Here is a 15,197-nt window from a genome sequence, read left to right on the forward strand (position 1 = left end):
TTTTACCCCTGCACTGCGTCCAGCGCCACCCCTTCGTTGGCCATCGCCTTCCATATCTTGGCGTCACGTCCATAGATATCACGACGATAGTTCATATGACCTTTGGCATCACTGAACGCGGTACGATAGATAATGTGAACCGGAATGTCCTGAATGAGATCGACGGTGGTTTCGCGACCGGTTTTTAACCGCGTCTGAAAATACTCTTTGGGGTTGTCGACCTGTCGCGCCAAAAGCGCGTAGGCAAAATCAAACGGCTGGTGCAGGCGAATACATCCATGGCTATAGGCGCGCACTTCGCGCGAAAACAGGTTTTTCGCAGGCGTATCATGCAGATAGATGTTGTACTTGTTCGGGAACATAAACTTTACAAGACCCAGAGCATTCCGGCTTCCGGGGGCCTGCTTGATGTCGAACGGAAAGTTGCGTGCCGTGAACTGGCTGAAATTGACGTTCCCGCGATTCACCACCTGACCACGTGAATTCACCAGTTTCAGATAGCTGACAGCGTTGGGATTACGCTTGAGCATGGGCAGGTATTCTTTGGTTGCAATCGAGCGCGGCACATTCCACGTCGGATTGATCACCATATGCTCCATCACATCGGAAAACTCCGGACTGCGACGGTCGCTCTGGTTTTTCCCGACGACCGAGCGTGTCTCGAAGGTGACCGCATCGTGATCGATAATCCGCGCGGTGAAATCTGTCAGGTTTACAAGCACATGGCGTTCGCCACGTTCCTTGTTCAACCACCGCTCACGCTCCATCGCGACCATGATCGACTTCAGGCGCTCTTGCGGCGGGCGGTTGATTTCGGCAATTGTGCCCGAACCCGCAACGCCATCCGCCTCGAGACCATTGGCAAGCTGGAATGCCTGCACCGCTTTTTGCATCTCTGTATCAAAGGTAATGGCAGCACTTCGTTCGAGGTATCCCAGCGTAATCAACCGGTTACGAAGCGCAACTACGGCTTTTCCGGAATCTCCGGGTTTGAGCTTTTTGGCCTGAACTGTGGGGCCCCAGCCACCCAGATCAATGACATGCTCCAGCCGCTTCTTTTCTTTCATCAAGCCGACATATTGCGACGTGGTTGGTGGCAACGTCTTGATAAAGGCCGAAGGATCACTGTCGAGGAAGGTCTCGAGGTTTTCACGGCGATCCCGAACCGGCGCTTTGCGTTTGATGTCATTATCCAGCGATGACGGTTTGAACATCCCGCTCTGGACGTCTTTGGCATAGGTGAGGAAAGCGTCGCTCATGGCGACTTCGGCAAGACCCAACTCTCGCGGCGTGTCCGCATCCCCGAGCTGGGCATACAAAGCATCAAAGTTATACCGTTTGACTGGCAACCCGTGTTGATCCGCATCCCGCAAGGCCCGCAATAGTGCCGACCGCCGCTCGACGCCAATCGGCGAATCCACGGTCCAGACCGGTTGAAACCCGTTTTCGCGGTAAAAGGCAGACAACGCATCATCGCGTGATGCGGCCTCGGCAACAGCCTGTTTGAAAGCAGTCACCTGTGCCTGTGCTGGCGACGCCGCAATCACGCCTGTACTCAAAACAGCCAGACCCGATACCATCGCATACCGATAAAATTTGCGAGCAAAACCAACCATTCACGCGTTCCTCAAATTTCTTTTGTCTCGTTAACCAGATTTTTCGAAAATATGACAATCATGTCCATTCACAATGTTTCGAGGTGATGAAGGAGATGAAGACGTGATGCAAGGGGAACGCAGTTTTGGGCCAGAAAGCCACAAAATACGCGATTGCGCAAATTTTCGCCTAAAATGCTTGATTGTGGTTTCTGCGCCGAAATGAACGCTTGGTTGGTGATTCCGAATATGTAATAACGTCCTTGCATCTGGGGATGTTTTTACAATGCCACGTAACATCGTGGCGGCAGGTAAGCGACGGGACAGGCGCTGAAACTATGACTGATACAAGCTCGCTGAGCATGACAAGGCGCGGCCTTTTGCGCGCATTCGCAGCAACAACTGTTGCAGCAGCACCCACCTTCTCAAGTGCGGCCGGGTTCCTACGCGGCTCTGGCGACATACGACGCATTCGTATGTATTCGGGGCGCACGGGCGAACGGCTGGACACGATCTACTGGATCGAAGGTCAATATATCAAAGACGCGGTGAAAGAGATTAACCTGTTTATGCGTGACTGGCGCACGGACGGCGTGAAATCCATTGATCTGCGCACAGTCGATATTATGGCGGCGTCACACAATCTTCTGGATGTGAACGAACCCTACACTCTTCTGTCGGGCTATCGCAGCCCGCAAACCAACGCCATGTTGCGCTCTCGCTCGCGTGGTGTTGCCAAGAATTCCCTGCACATGAAGGGCCAAGCGGCCGATCTTCGTTTGTCGTCTCGCTCTGTCGGTCAGATGGCACGTGCGGCTTCGGCCTGTGCTGCTGGCGGCGTGGGCCGCTACTCGCGGTCGAACTTTGTGCACATGGATTGCGGCGTTGTCCGCACCTGGGGCGGCTAACCCGCCTCTTTACCGAGAATAAAGAAACCGGCTTTGACAGGATCATAGCCGGTTTTCTTTTGTCTGTTTGCACACATCTTGCACGAAAAAAGGCGCAGACCCCATCTGCGCCTTCATCGATCCTTTTCGCCGATCCCCTCAGGATACGGGTTTCAGGCGATCCGGTTCATTACTTTCCAGATAGGCCTCCTGCTCGGGAGTGAGATCAATCTGGTCATAGCCCGTCACCATCGGTTTCACATGCTCTTTGAACCCGTGCCCCACGGTGAGCAGATAAACATGCACCACGATGAACGCGCCAATCACATAGGCTGACAGAAGATGAAGGTTGGCGATCAGGGTAATGGCCACAACCGAGTCGCCCGACGACCAGAGATTATAGGTCAGATAGAGCAATCCCGTGATCCAGATGGCCGGAAAAATGAACCACTTCAACACAAAGTAAGTCGCGGCCTGAAGTGGATTGTGTTTGCGCCAGAACATTTTTTCGTAGGGATGTTCTTCGCCCTGGAATACGCCATAGGCATAATAACGTGCCATCGACAGCATCCCTTCGATCTTTGGGATAAACTGCTTCCAGGTGCCCGTCGTGAACAGCCAGAAGGTTGCGAATATCCAAAGCGCCAACAAGCCCAGAGCCGCCAAAGTGTGAAGCATCACGGCTGGACCAAAGGGAATCGCGTCATGCACCCCGTTCAGCCCCATCCCCGTGATCATCAAGATCAGGATCAAGAGAACCTGCATCCAGTGCCAAAGGCGTTCAAACAGCGGATAAACTTTTACAATACGTTTAGCCATGATGGTCTCCATTTGAAGTTCGCGAGAAGATCCGCAGCACTGCGTGGCCCATCACGCCAAAGAAGGACATCAGCACAATCACCTTGCCCAACAGACCAACCCAGCCGTTCGGGTCTGTGCCGGGCATGAACACGCCTGCTACATCGACAAGCCGCCCGTTTTCCTGATGGCATTCGGCGCATTCAACTGCGTTTTCCGCGGGCGCCACCATGTGGGTGATCGGCCAGTACATATATGTGTCGACAAAATCGAACTCACCGGAATAGGGCTGGTTCGCGGCCTTCATACCGGCATCAATTGCCTTGCCCCAGTCAAAGTTGGTCCAGAACGCCGTGTCTGTCGTGGGGCCCCACACATGTGTGTAAACAAGGTTTTCATTCACCTTATCATAGGCTTGCCGCCCTTCCATTCGCTTGAACGGCCAGATGCGCGATGTCCCGTCCGCCCGGTCGCCATGGATGACGTTCACCTCAACGGTTTTGGTCGGATCAATCTTGCGGTCAATCGTGGTGTATTCGACCTGCCCATCAAACCAGGCATAATAAGGCGTTGCGTCTTCCTGATAATCAAAGTCGCCCTTGGTAGACATATATGTGTGCAGATGCTGGCCGGTTGAGGAGACGTAGTTGTCTTCCTTGATCGGTTTGCCATCCTCGTCCAAACGGCCCGCTGTGGACCAATCCCAGAATGATTTTGTCGGGACGCCACCACGCGCAAATTCAGGGATGTGACAGCTTTGGCAGGCCAAAGTGTCGGAATGATCGTTCAGCTTCAAACCTTTGATATTGGCAGGGTGCGGTTCATTCCCATGACAGGATTGGCAGGATGCGGCATGACGCTCTTCGCCGGGTTTGCCCGTGCCATGCGGATCAGACGCCAGCACATTATAGCGCGATCCCGCCCATTGGTGGCGATCACTGACATGGCAATCGGAACAGACCATGTTCTCGCCTTCAGGCGACATATGGACATCCACATCCAAAGATGGCTCGTACAAAACAGAAGACAGGTCACCATGTTTGACGTTGTCACCGCCGCCGCCATAAAAGTGACAATTGCCACAGTTGTCACGATCCGGCATGCCCACACTCTGGGCTGCCTTGGTCAGATCAACGGCCCATGCTTTGGCGCCGGTAATGGTTTTACCCTTGGCTTCCAAGGGCGGGTGCCCTGCCGCTGTGGCCAGTTTCGTGTATTGATCAGACGTATCGTGGCACACCAGACAATCCTTGGCGGTTGCCGCCTGCGGTGGCGGTTGGCTCATGTCTTCCCAGCCATAGCCCGCGTGACATGAGGTGCACCGTGGTTCGTTTCCGGCAACACTTCCGCAAAAGGCGTTGATCACGTTTTTCTTGCCCAAAACCTGACCGGTTTCGGGGTGTTCATATTCCCATGTGAAGTGAATGGAATGCATGAACTGATTGTCTGCCTCTGTGTGGCAGGACAGGCAGGCCTCGGTCACTTCGGGGCCCGATTTGAAGTCCTTCTGAAGGATCGGAAACTTCGAATGGTCAGCTGTCGATGAACCGGTACTTTCTTCGGCCACGGCCAAACCCGCCACACCCAAAGCAAGGACAACACCGGTCAGGGTCCTTTTCAAAATCATACTGACTCCTCCCGTGAGAAGAACAAATGGAATGCGCGTTTCCTGAAACTAAAAAGGCAAGCGGGATGCATCTTTGACATATATCAAACTTAAAATATATAAAAATTGGGATATTTAATTTCGCGCGCCACTTCTGCGAATGGCTTTTCAAAACAAGATAACATGTTTAGGATTTCCACAGGGAGAAACGGCATGACACAACTATTCTCAGACAAGACGCGCCCCGTTCATTTGGGGCCCTATCCATTAGAGCGCCTTGCCCGTCTGAGTGAGCCCCCGTTGTCTGCGCCGCCCCCTATGAACAGGCTGGATTTCCATCGCCTTGAAACACCCCATTCGCTTGTTAACGCGATGGGTGAGTATCAGGCGATGATGGATGCCATACGCGAAGGCCTTGTCAATTCGGTGACGTCGGAAATTCCGCAAGACAAAACGGAAAGGTCCAATCATCTCAAGGCCTTCGGATACTTTAATGATGCTTCCATGGTTGGCATTGGCACGCTTGAAAAGGGCATGCATCTGGCCGCCGCCCTGCGCAATCCGGATATTGACCGTCTCGCAAAAGACCTGCGTACCCGTCAGACAAAAACACTGGCTGCTGGCATCGATATGATCATGGCGGACCTCAAAGAATCTGTCGAGGCCACGCCGACAAACATCGACAGCCACACCCATGTGATCGTTTATCTTTACGAGCATAACCGCACACCGGACATGTCCGAACCCGGTGCCGAATGGCTTGAGGATGCGCAGGACCACCGTGCGTGCCTGCGTGCCACGGAAACATCATGTGTGATCGCCAACTATCTCAGATTGCTGGGATATTCGGCGCGTTCTCATTCCAGAACAACCAGCGATATTGACCTGAACAAAGCGGCCGTTGCGGCGGGGCTGGCCTATGTTGAAAATGGGCAGCTGGTCGCCCCCTATCTTGGCACGGGGTTCGGTGTTGCAGCGGTGACAACCGATATGGCGCTGGCCACCGATGCGGCGTTGTCACCCGAACAACCCTATCTGAAAACCCATGGCCCCACATGGTGGGTGGGCAAGCATTCCGCCAAAAGCGCACTGAACCGCGATCCCTATCGCAAGCGTCGTTATGTAGATGGCGCACAGTCCTTTGAGCGTCTGAAACGCGTGGATACCCCCACCACCTATATAGACGAGCCGAACGTCGCACGCGTGCCAAAGCGCGCGGACATGTTCGCCCGTGCCCAGTTCGGGGATATGGGAAAGATCAACCAAAAGAACGCAACGGGCGGATACTATGTTCGCAAATCTGCGCCCTCGATGGCGCAGCGGCGCGCACTTGGGGCGTTTGTGCTTTTGCAGGATGGTGATCCCTCGCAAGGGCCCCGTCCGGATGATGCCCGCCGAAATGCGGAAAACGTCAAGGCAGCCAGCTATTTTCTGGGGGTGGATGCTGTCGGGATTTCGCGCTGTCCGGATTGGGCATGGTACAGCCATGATGCGGCGGGCGCAGAGATAAATCCCCCCCATGATCAGGCCATTTCCATGATCATCGATCAGGGGTTCGAAACCATGGAAGGCGCAAGCGGAGACGACTGGATTTCCGTTGCCCAGTCCATGCGCGCCTATTTGCGGTTTTCACTGTTGGGCGGCGTCATTGCCAAACAGATCCGCAATCTCGGGTACAAGGCCAAAGCCCATAGCGTGATGGACGGTGAAGTGCTTCAGCCCCCGCTTTTGCTGCTTTCCGGTCTGGGCGAAGTCAGCCGCATCGGTGAGGTCATTCTGAACCCTTATCTTGGCCCGCGTTTGAAATCCGGTGTCGTGACCACCGACATGCCAATGGCCCATGACAAGCCGATTGATTTCGGTCTTCAGACGTTTTGTGAAAGCTGCAACAAATGCGCCCGCGAGTGCCCCTCGGGCGCCATCACGGCCGGTCCGAAACTGATGTTTAACGGGTATGAAATCTGGAAGTCGGACAGCCAGAAATGCGCCACCTATCGCATTGGAACCGAAGGCGGCGCCATGTGCGGCCGGTGCATGAAAACCTGCCCATGGAACCTTGAAGGACTGTTTTCCGAGGCACCTGCCCGCTGGGCCGCAATGCACATTCCGTCAGCCGCGCCAATCTTGGCCAAATGGGATGACAAGCTCAAACACGGAAGTCTGAACCCCGTCAAAAAGTGGTGGTGGGACCTCGAGATACAATCTGACGGCCACTATGCCCCGACGGACAAACCCGTGAACGCGCGGGATCTTCAACCTGATCTGGACCTGAAATACGAAGACCAGACCCTCGCGGTTTATCCCGCCCCGATTGCCCCGCATCCCTGGCCTTATCCTTTCCCGATGGACCGCGAAGCCGGTATTCGCGCCTATGAGGCGATGATCCCAGCCGATCGATACAAAGCCGCGCTGGCCGCCGGAGACCGCAGCCATGTCCATGTCTACAAAAACGACGGCGACGCCCCCGTTTTGCGTGTCGAAGTGGCCAAGGTTGATAAAATGACATCTGGGGTCACAAAATACGAATTCCGCGCTCTGGATGGCAAAGACCTTCCCAAGTGGAGCGCAGGCGCGCACCTTGATATCCTCGTGGCACCGGAATTCCTGCGCCAGTATTCCATGTCCGGCAATCCATCCGACACCAGCCGTTATCAAATTGGTGTCTTGCGCGAAGACGCGGGCCGGGGTGGATCGAAACTGATGCACCGGATCTTCAATGAGGGCCGCAAGGTCTTTATTTCAAAGCCAATTAACCATTTCGAGCTGGTTGAAGATGCCACCAAGACCTTTCTGATGGGCGGCGGTATCGGTATCACCCCGATGATTGCCTTTGCGCATCGCCTGCATGCGCTTGGGGCTGATTTTGAGTTTCATTATTCGGCCAGCGTCAAGGATGACGCGGGATTTCTGGAAGACCTTCCAAACATGCCGTGGGCCGACAGGGTGCATCTGCATTTTTCCGATCAGGGATCGCGTGCAGATCTTGACCAAGTGTTGTCAGGATATCAAACCGGTTGGCATGTCTATACCTGTGGCCCCGACAGATATATGGACGGCGTTATGGACGCCGCGACCCGACAAGGGTTTCCCGAAGAGGCACGGCATCTGGAGTATTTCAGCGTGCCCGAGCAACCCGACTATGAAAACCACGCCTTTACACTTCGGCTAAAGGACGGTCGGGAACTCATTGTTCCGGAAGAGAAAACCGCCAGTGATGTATTGTTGGAGAACGGCATTCATGTGGATGTAAAATGTTCCGACGGCATCTGTGGGGTCTGCAAATGTCAGGTTCTTTCAGGCGAAGTAGAGCACCGCGATTTTGTTCTCTCCGAGAAACAGCGCCAGTCGTCCATGATCCTGTGTCAGTCGCGCGCGGCAGAACCCGAAGGTATCCTTGAAATCAACCTGTGAGTGATCCGGAACACACATGAAAGTGTCATAAACCCTTTGGAGTCAGAGTCTTACCGTCCGATCACAATGTCCGCGCGCAGACCTCCAAGCGTTTCACTTGTGCCTAAGCGCAAGACACCGCCATGGGCACGGGCCACATCGGCGGCAATGGCAAGCCCGAGCCCCACACCCGTGCCCTTGTTTTGGTTGCGCGCCGGATCAAGGCGCGTGAACGGTTTTTGCGCTTCTTCTCTGGCGTCTTCGGGAATGCCCGGACCGTCGTCTTCTACCCGGATACGCAGGTATTTGTCTGTCATCACGACGGACACCTCGGCCTTTGAGCCATAGCGCACTGCATTGCCGATAATGTTCTCGATCGCACGACGCACGCCCACCACCCGAAAAGACGCAACCCCGCTTCCTTCACAGGACACCAGTGTCACATCATGGCCTGAACGGGCGCTGTCCTGCACAATGCGTTCAACAAGCGCAAAAGGATCAACCTCTTCCGGATCGCCTTCTTTGGCATCACGGGCAAAGCTCAGGAACACATCCAGAAGGCGTTCCATTTCATCAACGTCCTGAAGCAGCAATTCCGCCTCTTCTTCCTCGATCAGGGAAAGGCCCAGCTTGAGCCGCGTCAATGGCGTGCGCAGGTCATGACTCACGCCGGACAGCATCATCGTGCGCTGTTCAATCTGGCGTTCGATCCGCGATCGCATGTCCAGAAACGCATTCCCCGCGGCGCGCACTTCGATGGCACCATTGGGAGAATAAGGAATGTTGCGCCCCTTACCAAAAGCCTCGGCCGCAGTCGACAAACGTGTGATGGGCCGCAGCTGGTTGCGCAGATAGAAGTAGGCGATCAAGGTCATCAAACCGCCAAAAAATACCATACTCACCAACAGCTGATGCGGATTTGATGCAGACACACGCCGACGGTCGAACTGGACTTTGAGCAACCCAAGGTCACTGTCTACAAAAACGTTCACAAAATCATTGTCGGGCAGATCAATCCCGCGATACCCCGGAATACGGGTTGTAAAAATGCGGTCGATCACGATGCCCGAGAAATCATACCATCTGCGTCGGTCCTCGATCGCAGAGTCATCCTGATAGGAAATGCCCGCATTCAACACATCGGACAAAAACGCCAGATCGGACGCGCGCTCGGTCGTGTCATCGGCAAGGTTCACAGTTTCCACGATCAGGTTGATTTCACGCGCCGCCGCGTTGGACATTTGCCGTGTGACACCTTCAAAATGGCGCTGAATAAACGCCACGGACACAACAAGTTGCAGCGTGATCACAGGCAGGATCAGGATCAAAGCAGCACGCCCATAAAGGCTGCGAGGCATATAGTGTTTGAGCCAACGGAAAGTCATGGCTAAACCATGCAGTGACACAGACCAGAAGGAAAGCCCATGGACCCCGAAATTCTTGCCTTTGATCCCGCTCCCGGTGTCGCGGAAGAAGTGGAGCCGGGGCTGCGCCGCATCTTGGCGCCGAACCCCTCGCCGATGACGTTTCGCGGCACCAACACCTTTGTTCTGGGCACAACAGGACTGGCCGTGATCGATCCCGGCCCCGACAATGATGCCCATCTCGAGGCCATTCTGGCGGCCGTGGCCGATGACCAGCACATCAGCCATATCATCGTGACTCATGCCCATCTGGATCACTCTCCTCTTGCTGCGAAGCTGTCGGAAGCGACCGGTGCAAAAATCTGGGCCTTTGGCGATGCCTTTTCTGGCAGAAGTGCGGTCATGGACGATCTTGCCAGTCAGGGCTTTGCCGGTGGCGGAGAAGGCGTCGACATGCATTTTCACGCGGATCACACGGTCGCCGACGCAGATGTCATTACGGGCGATGGCTGGACGCTCGAGGTGCTGCATACGCCGGGCCACTTTGGCAACCATATTGCGCTTGCATGGGGGGATGTTTGTCTGACGGGTGACCATGTGATGGGGTGGGCCAGCTCGCTTGTAAGCCCCCCTGACGGGGACCTGACAGACTTTATGGCATCCTGCGAAAAGTTGCAGTCGCGCACGTGGCGGGTGTTTCATGCTGGACACGGCGCCCCCATTGAAGACCCCGCAGGGCGTCTCGCCTGGCTTGTCGCCCACCGCAAAGGGCGCGAGGCCGAAATCCTGCAAACGCTGGCCCAAGGCCCGTCGCGCGCCTATGATTTGGCCTGCCGCATCTATACCGAAACACCACCTGCCCTGATCGGCGCTGCCACACGAAACGTGTTTGCGCATCTGGTGGACCTGACCGGTCGAGGTCTGGTCAAACCGGCACAAACCCTTGAATCAGAAGCCGTTTTTGAACTTGTGTGAAAAAGTTGTTCTAAAACGAAAAAAATGTGACGCCCCCTCTGGACGTCGCAAATCTGGTTAGCTATACGGTGCCTCGTGTTCCGGCGTAGCTCAGCGGTAGAGCAGTTGACTGTTAATCAATTTGTCGTAGGTTCGATCCCTACCGCCGGAGCCATGAAAAGCCTCTAACCCCAACGGGTTGGAGGCTTTTTTGGTTTTTGACCACCTTGCAAGTGCACGACATGTTGAGGTCTCGCCAAGTTTCCCGAGATCTGTGGTGAACTGGGTGACGCTGGCATGAGATCTTGGCGACCGCAGCCTGATCGGCGCCCTTCGGCAGGACGCCCTGGAGCCTGAACAAACGGAAAAGCCGGCTTTGGGACAAAATGCGTGTCGAGGAGATTTCACTCCTCAACCACAGGCCATTTCGTCGTAAAGGTTTATTTTTTGTCCTTGTCTTTGCGTGCTGATTTAAAGCCCCAGATGAGGCATCCAAAATACACCAGCGTGAGCAGAGCAAGGGTTGTCCAGAGGTAGGTCAGCAACGCCGCCACCAACAAAACGCCCCCCAGCAAATAGAACTTGGCACTCTCCTGCCCGACCGAAATGTTGCGGAAGGCATAGGTTGGAATGCGGCTGATCATCAGAAGGCCAATCAGCCCGACATAGACCGAAACAGCCAGCGGCGACACAGGCGACATATCGGTCACCGCAAAGGACACGACCATCGGGAACATCACAAGGACGGCACCAGCAGGCGAAGGAACACCCACAAAAAAGTCATGCGCGCCACCTTCGGATTCCATCCGGCTGCTGACATTGAAACGGGCCAGCCGCAGAACGCAGCACACGGAGTAACACAGCACCGCAATCCATCCGGCGCGCGAGTCTCCGAGAGACCAGCTGTGCAGCACCAACACAGGTGCCACGCCGAAGTTCAGGAAGTCCGCCAGAGAATCAAGTTCCGCACCAATCGCCGAGGTGCTTTTCATCATCCGCGCCAAACGACCATCCAGACCGTCAAGAACACAGGCTGCCAGAATAAGCTTCACAGCCATTTCATAGTTCGCTTCGTACCCGAACCGAATAGCAGTCAGGCCTGCGCAAATCGCCGAGATCGTCAGCAGATTTGGCAGCAGTTGAATGATATCAACGCCTTTTTTCTTTGGGGAAGCGGGCTCGGTCACGGCTTAATGGGTCCGGGCCGCACGGGCCGGCTCGTTCGAAGTTAGATCTGCCAGTACGGTTTCGCCAGAAATCATTGTTTGTCCCAAAGTGACCAAAGGCTGCACGCCATCAGGCAGGTATACATCCAGACGCGATCCAAAGCGAATCAAACCAAACCGCTCGCCCGTGAGCAACCGGTCGTTGGTCGACGAAAAGCAGACAATCCGGCGCGCAACGAGGCCCGCGATCTGGACAACCGCGATCTGGCGACCGTCCTCCATTTCAATGCACAAGCTGTTGCGTTCGTTATCGGCGCTGGCCTTGTCCAGGGACGCATTGAAGAATTTGCCGGGACGATAGGCGATCGCCTTGAGCGTGCCGCCAATCGGGGCGCGGTTCACGTGACAGTTAAAGACGCTCATAAACACGCTGACACGGGTCAGGGCTTCGTCGGACATGCCGAGTTCTGCCGGTGGAACGGCCTTTTCAATCAAAGACACAACCCCGTCGGCCGGGCTCACGATCAGGCCTTCCCGATTGGGCGTGGCGCGCACCGGATCCCGGAAGAAATAGTAGCACCAGACCGTCAGCCCCACGCCGATCCATCCCAGGATCGAGGACAAAAGGAAAAGAACCGCCGTGATCGCAGCAAAAATGGCGACAAATTTGCGCCCCTCTGGATGCATCGGTTTGATGAATGTGTCGCGCATTTTCATGGTAAGGATATCGTCTTGTTAGGATACGACATCCCTGCCCTAACAACTGTGTAAACGCAATATGACAATAGAGATTGTCGCCACAAAACGCATGTTCACAAGGCGCCTACACGGGAATTTGCGCGGTTAGCGGGGCCTGTATGCCTGATGATGGCCGGAATCTCGTATCCATCGACCTAGATACAAGCCTGCGTGACCAGCGCGATGTAATGCCATCAGCACCACGGACATGGAAAATCCCAGCTGCCCTTTACCGCACACCACGTAATCAAATGCAGGCGAGCCTCACTTTTGAGTGATCGCTCAAATATATTATTGAGTGACCACTCAAATTGACCTATCTCAAGGCCAGAAGAGAACGAACCTCCTCTTCCGTGTCAGACCTGATTGGACTGACTTGTCGCAAATACACACCTGCCCGAAAGGTATCATCATGGCCGACTTTACCATCCACACGATCGAAACCGCCCCCGATGCAAGCAAACCCATGCTTGAAACGTCCCTCAAGAATAACGGCCGCATTCCCGGTCTTCACGGCACCATGGCAGAAGCACCTGCGTTGATGGCGGCCTATAATTTTGCCCATCAGCAATTTATGGAAACAAGCCTGACCAACGAAGAGAAAACCGTCGTTTGGCAAACCGTCAATGTCGAGCAGAACTGCCACTATTGCGTTCCGGCCCACACGGGCATTGCAAAGATGATGAAGATTGACGACGCGATCACAAACGCGCTGCGTGATGAGACCCCTTTGCCAACAGCAAAGCTGGAAGCCTTGCGCGATTTCACGCTTTTGATGGTGCGCAATCGCGGCTTTGTGGATGATGCGGACACCCAAGCGTTTCTGGACGCAGGATTTGATCAACGCAACATCCTCGAAATCATTCTGGGTGTGTCTCAAAAAGTCATGTCAAACTACACCAACCACTTTGCCCGCACGCCGGTCGACAAGGTTTTCGAGACCTTTGCCTGGGAGAAAAAGCAGGCCAATCTGGCCGCTGAATAAAACGCTTTTGACCCGGCCCTGCGCCGGGTCATCTTTTTTAAGGGAGATTTACGATGACACAGCCACAAAACCCCAGCCTGCTCGCCGAGATCACGGCATCCTTTCGCGCCCTACCCACATGGGTGATCGCGTGGGTGTTTCTTATTCTCGCGCCGGTGAATGCTGCCAGCCTTGCGTTTCTGGGCCAGCCTTCAGGCGCCTATGTCGCCATGTTTGCGATTGGGGGTGGAGTTATCAGTCTCGCCATTGCCATCAAAAGTCGCGGTTTGACGCGGCTTGTTTCTGCAGGGCATATCATCGCCTGGACGCCGCTTCTTTTGTGGCTGGTTCTTGCCCCGCCGCCCGCAGAGGGCGCCTATGACACCTATCTGACCATCCTGATCGTCGTGAATGCCATTTCGCTGGCCTTTGACGCCAACGATGCGCGTCTTTGGCTGCGCGGTGATCGCAGCGTCTATGCTTAAGGGCAAAGCGCCCTTCCCCCAAAAGCAAAAAGTCAGAGCAATTCCTGCGAATTTGAACCTGCCCCTCGGGTGCGGTGAACATGGCCTTGCCTTTGGGGACCGCAAGGTGGAAAATTGCCCCTCAAATCTTTGCCAATCGATAACCTGAAAGACTGCACAATGGCCCGCGCCGCTTCTTATGATCGTGACACCGCCCTTGATGCGGCTTTGTCCCTGTTTTGGGACAAGGGATACCACGCGACGTCGTTGAAAGATCTTGAAGCGTCTTTGAAGATGAAACCGGGCAGCATCTATGCGGCGTTCTCAAGCAAGGAAAACTTGTACCTTCTTGCTTTGGACAGGTATTTCAACACCTCTCGTGATCAGGTGCGCGCGCAGATGGCTCTGGCGGACACGCCTCTTGATGGCCTTGCGGACCACTTTCGCTCTTATGCTAACCTTGCACCTGATGCGACCGCCCGACAGGCCTGTATGCTGACAAAAACACTGGTGGATACGCAAAAGACCGATCCGGTTCTGGCGCGTCAAACCACCAAATACCTGTCTGAAATCCGCGACGAATTTGCGGGCATCTTTGAACAGGCCAAACAACAAGGCCAGCTGCCGGCGGACGCTGATCCCAATCGCCTTGCCCGCAGGTTTCAGGCAAATGTGACGGCGCTCCGGATCGAGATGCATCAAGGCTCGCCGCAGAATGAAATTGCAGATCTTGCCGAAGATATGGCGCAAGAAGTTGAACGCCTTAAGGTGTAAGTGATCGTTTGCAGACTAGCAGCGGCAGGATTGGTGCCGTTCTAAACTTCTGAAACGCCACAAAATTTTGAAATAAATATTAACTTTCAAAACCTTACGCTCCTATCCTAAAAGTAAAACCCAACTCCATCTGAGCCCGCGAATTTGCATCCGTTTGGGCAGGTTTTCTTTTGGTGCTTCGGCATGAAATCGGCATGAAAATTCCCTGTCACTGGCATCAGACTGCCTTGGGGTTTTGATCTGGTAGGTTTGAACCGCCCTACAATGCGGTGCATCCAAACCAAAAGGACAGGAGCAGAAAATGCCCTTTGCAACACAGGCACCGCCCCCACCAAAACCATCCCCGCAAGCCCCTGCAGGGAAAGGCAAACCGTCGCCCCAAGAGGCAAGCAAACCGCTCTTTAGTGATTGGGCGATGATTTAGACCATCTGGTCTATTTCATTGGAACAGAGGAAGCGTTTTGTCGCGTAACGCCCTGTTTCAAAACAAAAGCCGC

At 54.7% G+C, this 15,197-nt stretch carries 12 protein-coding genes and 1 tRNA gene; 7 read left to right on the forward strand and 6 right to left on the reverse strand.

Annotated elements, in window-relative coordinates; translation table 11 throughout:
* Nucleotides 1-2 precede the first annotated feature (2 nt).
* Nucleotides 3-1,616 (reverse strand): L,D-transpeptidase family protein, encoded by a 1,614-nt coding sequence (locus PH7735_RS09055; RefSeq protein ID WP_082645165.1) that lies wholly within the window; start codon nucleotides 1,614-1,616, stop codon nucleotides 3-5.
* Nucleotides 1,617-1,933: 317 nt separating this feature from the next.
* On the opposite strand from PH7735_RS09055, the gene mepK reads away from it, so the two are divergent.
* On the forward strand, nucleotides 1,934-2,503 hold the full coding sequence (gene mepK, locus PH7735_RS09060; protein ID WP_058310923.1) for a peptidoglycan L,D-endopeptidase MepK: 570 nt from the start codon (nucleotides 1,934-1,936) through the stop codon (nucleotides 2,501-2,503).
* 138 nt (nucleotides 2,504-2,641) lie between these two features.
* Here the strand turns inward: mepK and PH7735_RS09065 are convergent, their stop codons facing one another.
* Both PH7735_RS09065 and PH7735_RS09070 read right to left on the reverse strand, forming a co-directional pair.
* A complete protein-coding gene (locus tag PH7735_RS09065) occupies nucleotides 2,642-3,301 on the reverse strand; it encodes a cytochrome b/b6 domain-containing protein (protein ID WP_058310924.1) in 660 nt (219 codons plus the stop codon).
* On the reverse strand, nucleotides 3,294-4,907 hold the full coding sequence (locus PH7735_RS09070; RefSeq protein ID WP_058310925.1) for a tetrathionate reductase family octaheme c-type cytochrome: 1,614 nt from the start codon (nucleotides 4,905-4,907) through the stop codon (nucleotides 3,294-3,296). Before PH7735_RS09070 ends, PH7735_RS09065 begins: the two co-directional genes overlap by 8 nt.
* A 192-nt stretch (nucleotides 4,908-5,099) precedes the next feature.
* On the opposite strand from PH7735_RS09070, the gene PH7735_RS09075 reads away from it, so the two are divergent.
* The gene (locus PH7735_RS09075; protein WP_058310926.1) at nucleotides 5,100-8,297 is read left to right on the forward strand and encodes a 2Fe-2S iron-sulfur cluster-binding protein; all 3,198 of its coding nucleotides are present in this window, start codon (nucleotides 5,100-5,102) and stop codon (nucleotides 8,295-8,297) included.
* A gap of 50 nt (nucleotides 8,298-8,347) precedes the next feature.
* Here the strand turns inward: PH7735_RS09075 and PH7735_RS09080 are convergent, their stop codons facing one another.
* A complete protein-coding gene (locus tag PH7735_RS09080; RefSeq protein WP_058310927.1) occupies nucleotides 8,348-9,661 on the reverse strand; it encodes an ATP-binding protein in 1,314 nt (437 codons plus the stop codon).
* Between the two features lie 39 nt (nucleotides 9,662-9,700).
* Between PH7735_RS09080 and PH7735_RS09085 the strand changes: the two genes are divergently transcribed.
* Nucleotides 9,701-10,615, forward strand: a complete 915-nt coding sequence (locus PH7735_RS09085; RefSeq protein ID WP_058310928.1) for an MBL fold metallo-hydrolase — start codon at nucleotides 9,701-9,703, stop codon at nucleotides 10,613-10,615.
* A gap of 79 nt (nucleotides 10,616-10,694) precedes the next feature.
* A tRNA-Asn gene (locus PH7735_RS09090) sits at nucleotides 10,695-10,769 on the forward strand.
* Nucleotides 10,770-11,034: 265 nt separating this feature from the next.
* On the opposite strand, the gene pssA is transcribed toward PH7735_RS09090, so the two are convergent.
* Both pssA and PH7735_RS09100 read right to left on the reverse strand, forming a co-directional pair.
* Nucleotides 11,035-11,781: a CDP-diacylglycerol--serine O-phosphatidyltransferase gene (pssA, locus tag PH7735_RS09095; protein WP_058310929.1), complete on the reverse strand. Its 747-nt coding sequence runs from the start codon at nucleotides 11,779-11,781 to the stop codon at nucleotides 11,035-11,037.
* Nucleotides 11,782-11,784: 3 nt separating this feature from the next.
* A complete protein-coding gene (locus tag PH7735_RS09100; RefSeq protein WP_058310930.1) occupies nucleotides 11,785-12,477 on the reverse strand; it encodes a phosphatidylserine decarboxylase in 693 nt (230 codons plus the stop codon).
* Between the two features lie 433 nt (nucleotides 12,478-12,910).
* Here PH7735_RS09100 and PH7735_RS09105 point away from each other — a divergent pair, with 433 nt between their 5' ends.
* The 3 genes from PH7735_RS09105 to PH7735_RS09115 all read left to right on the forward strand — a co-directional run bounded on the left by PH7735_RS09105 (nucleotide 12,911) and on the right by PH7735_RS09115 (nucleotide 14,700).
* The gene (locus PH7735_RS09105; protein ID WP_058310931.1) at nucleotides 12,911-13,483 is read left to right on the forward strand and encodes a carboxymuconolactone decarboxylase family protein; all 573 of its coding nucleotides are present in this window, start codon (nucleotides 12,911-12,913) and stop codon (nucleotides 13,481-13,483) included.
* Between the two features lie 53 nt (nucleotides 13,484-13,536).
* Complete coding sequence (locus PH7735_RS09110; RefSeq protein ID WP_058310932.1) at nucleotides 13,537-13,947, forward strand: hypothetical protein; 411 nt, start codon at nucleotides 13,537-13,539, stop codon at nucleotides 13,945-13,947.
* A gap of 159 nt (nucleotides 13,948-14,106) precedes the next feature.
* Complete coding sequence (locus PH7735_RS09115; RefSeq protein WP_058310933.1) at nucleotides 14,107-14,700, forward strand: TetR/AcrR family transcriptional regulator; 594 nt, start codon at nucleotides 14,107-14,109, stop codon at nucleotides 14,698-14,700.
* The last annotated feature ends 497 nt before the right edge of the window (nucleotides 14,701-15,197 follow it).

This window comes from Shimia thalassica, from assembly GCF_001458215.1.
GTDB classification, from domain to species: Bacteria; Pseudomonadota; Alphaproteobacteria; order Rhodobacterales; family Rhodobacteraceae; genus Shimia; species Shimia thalassica.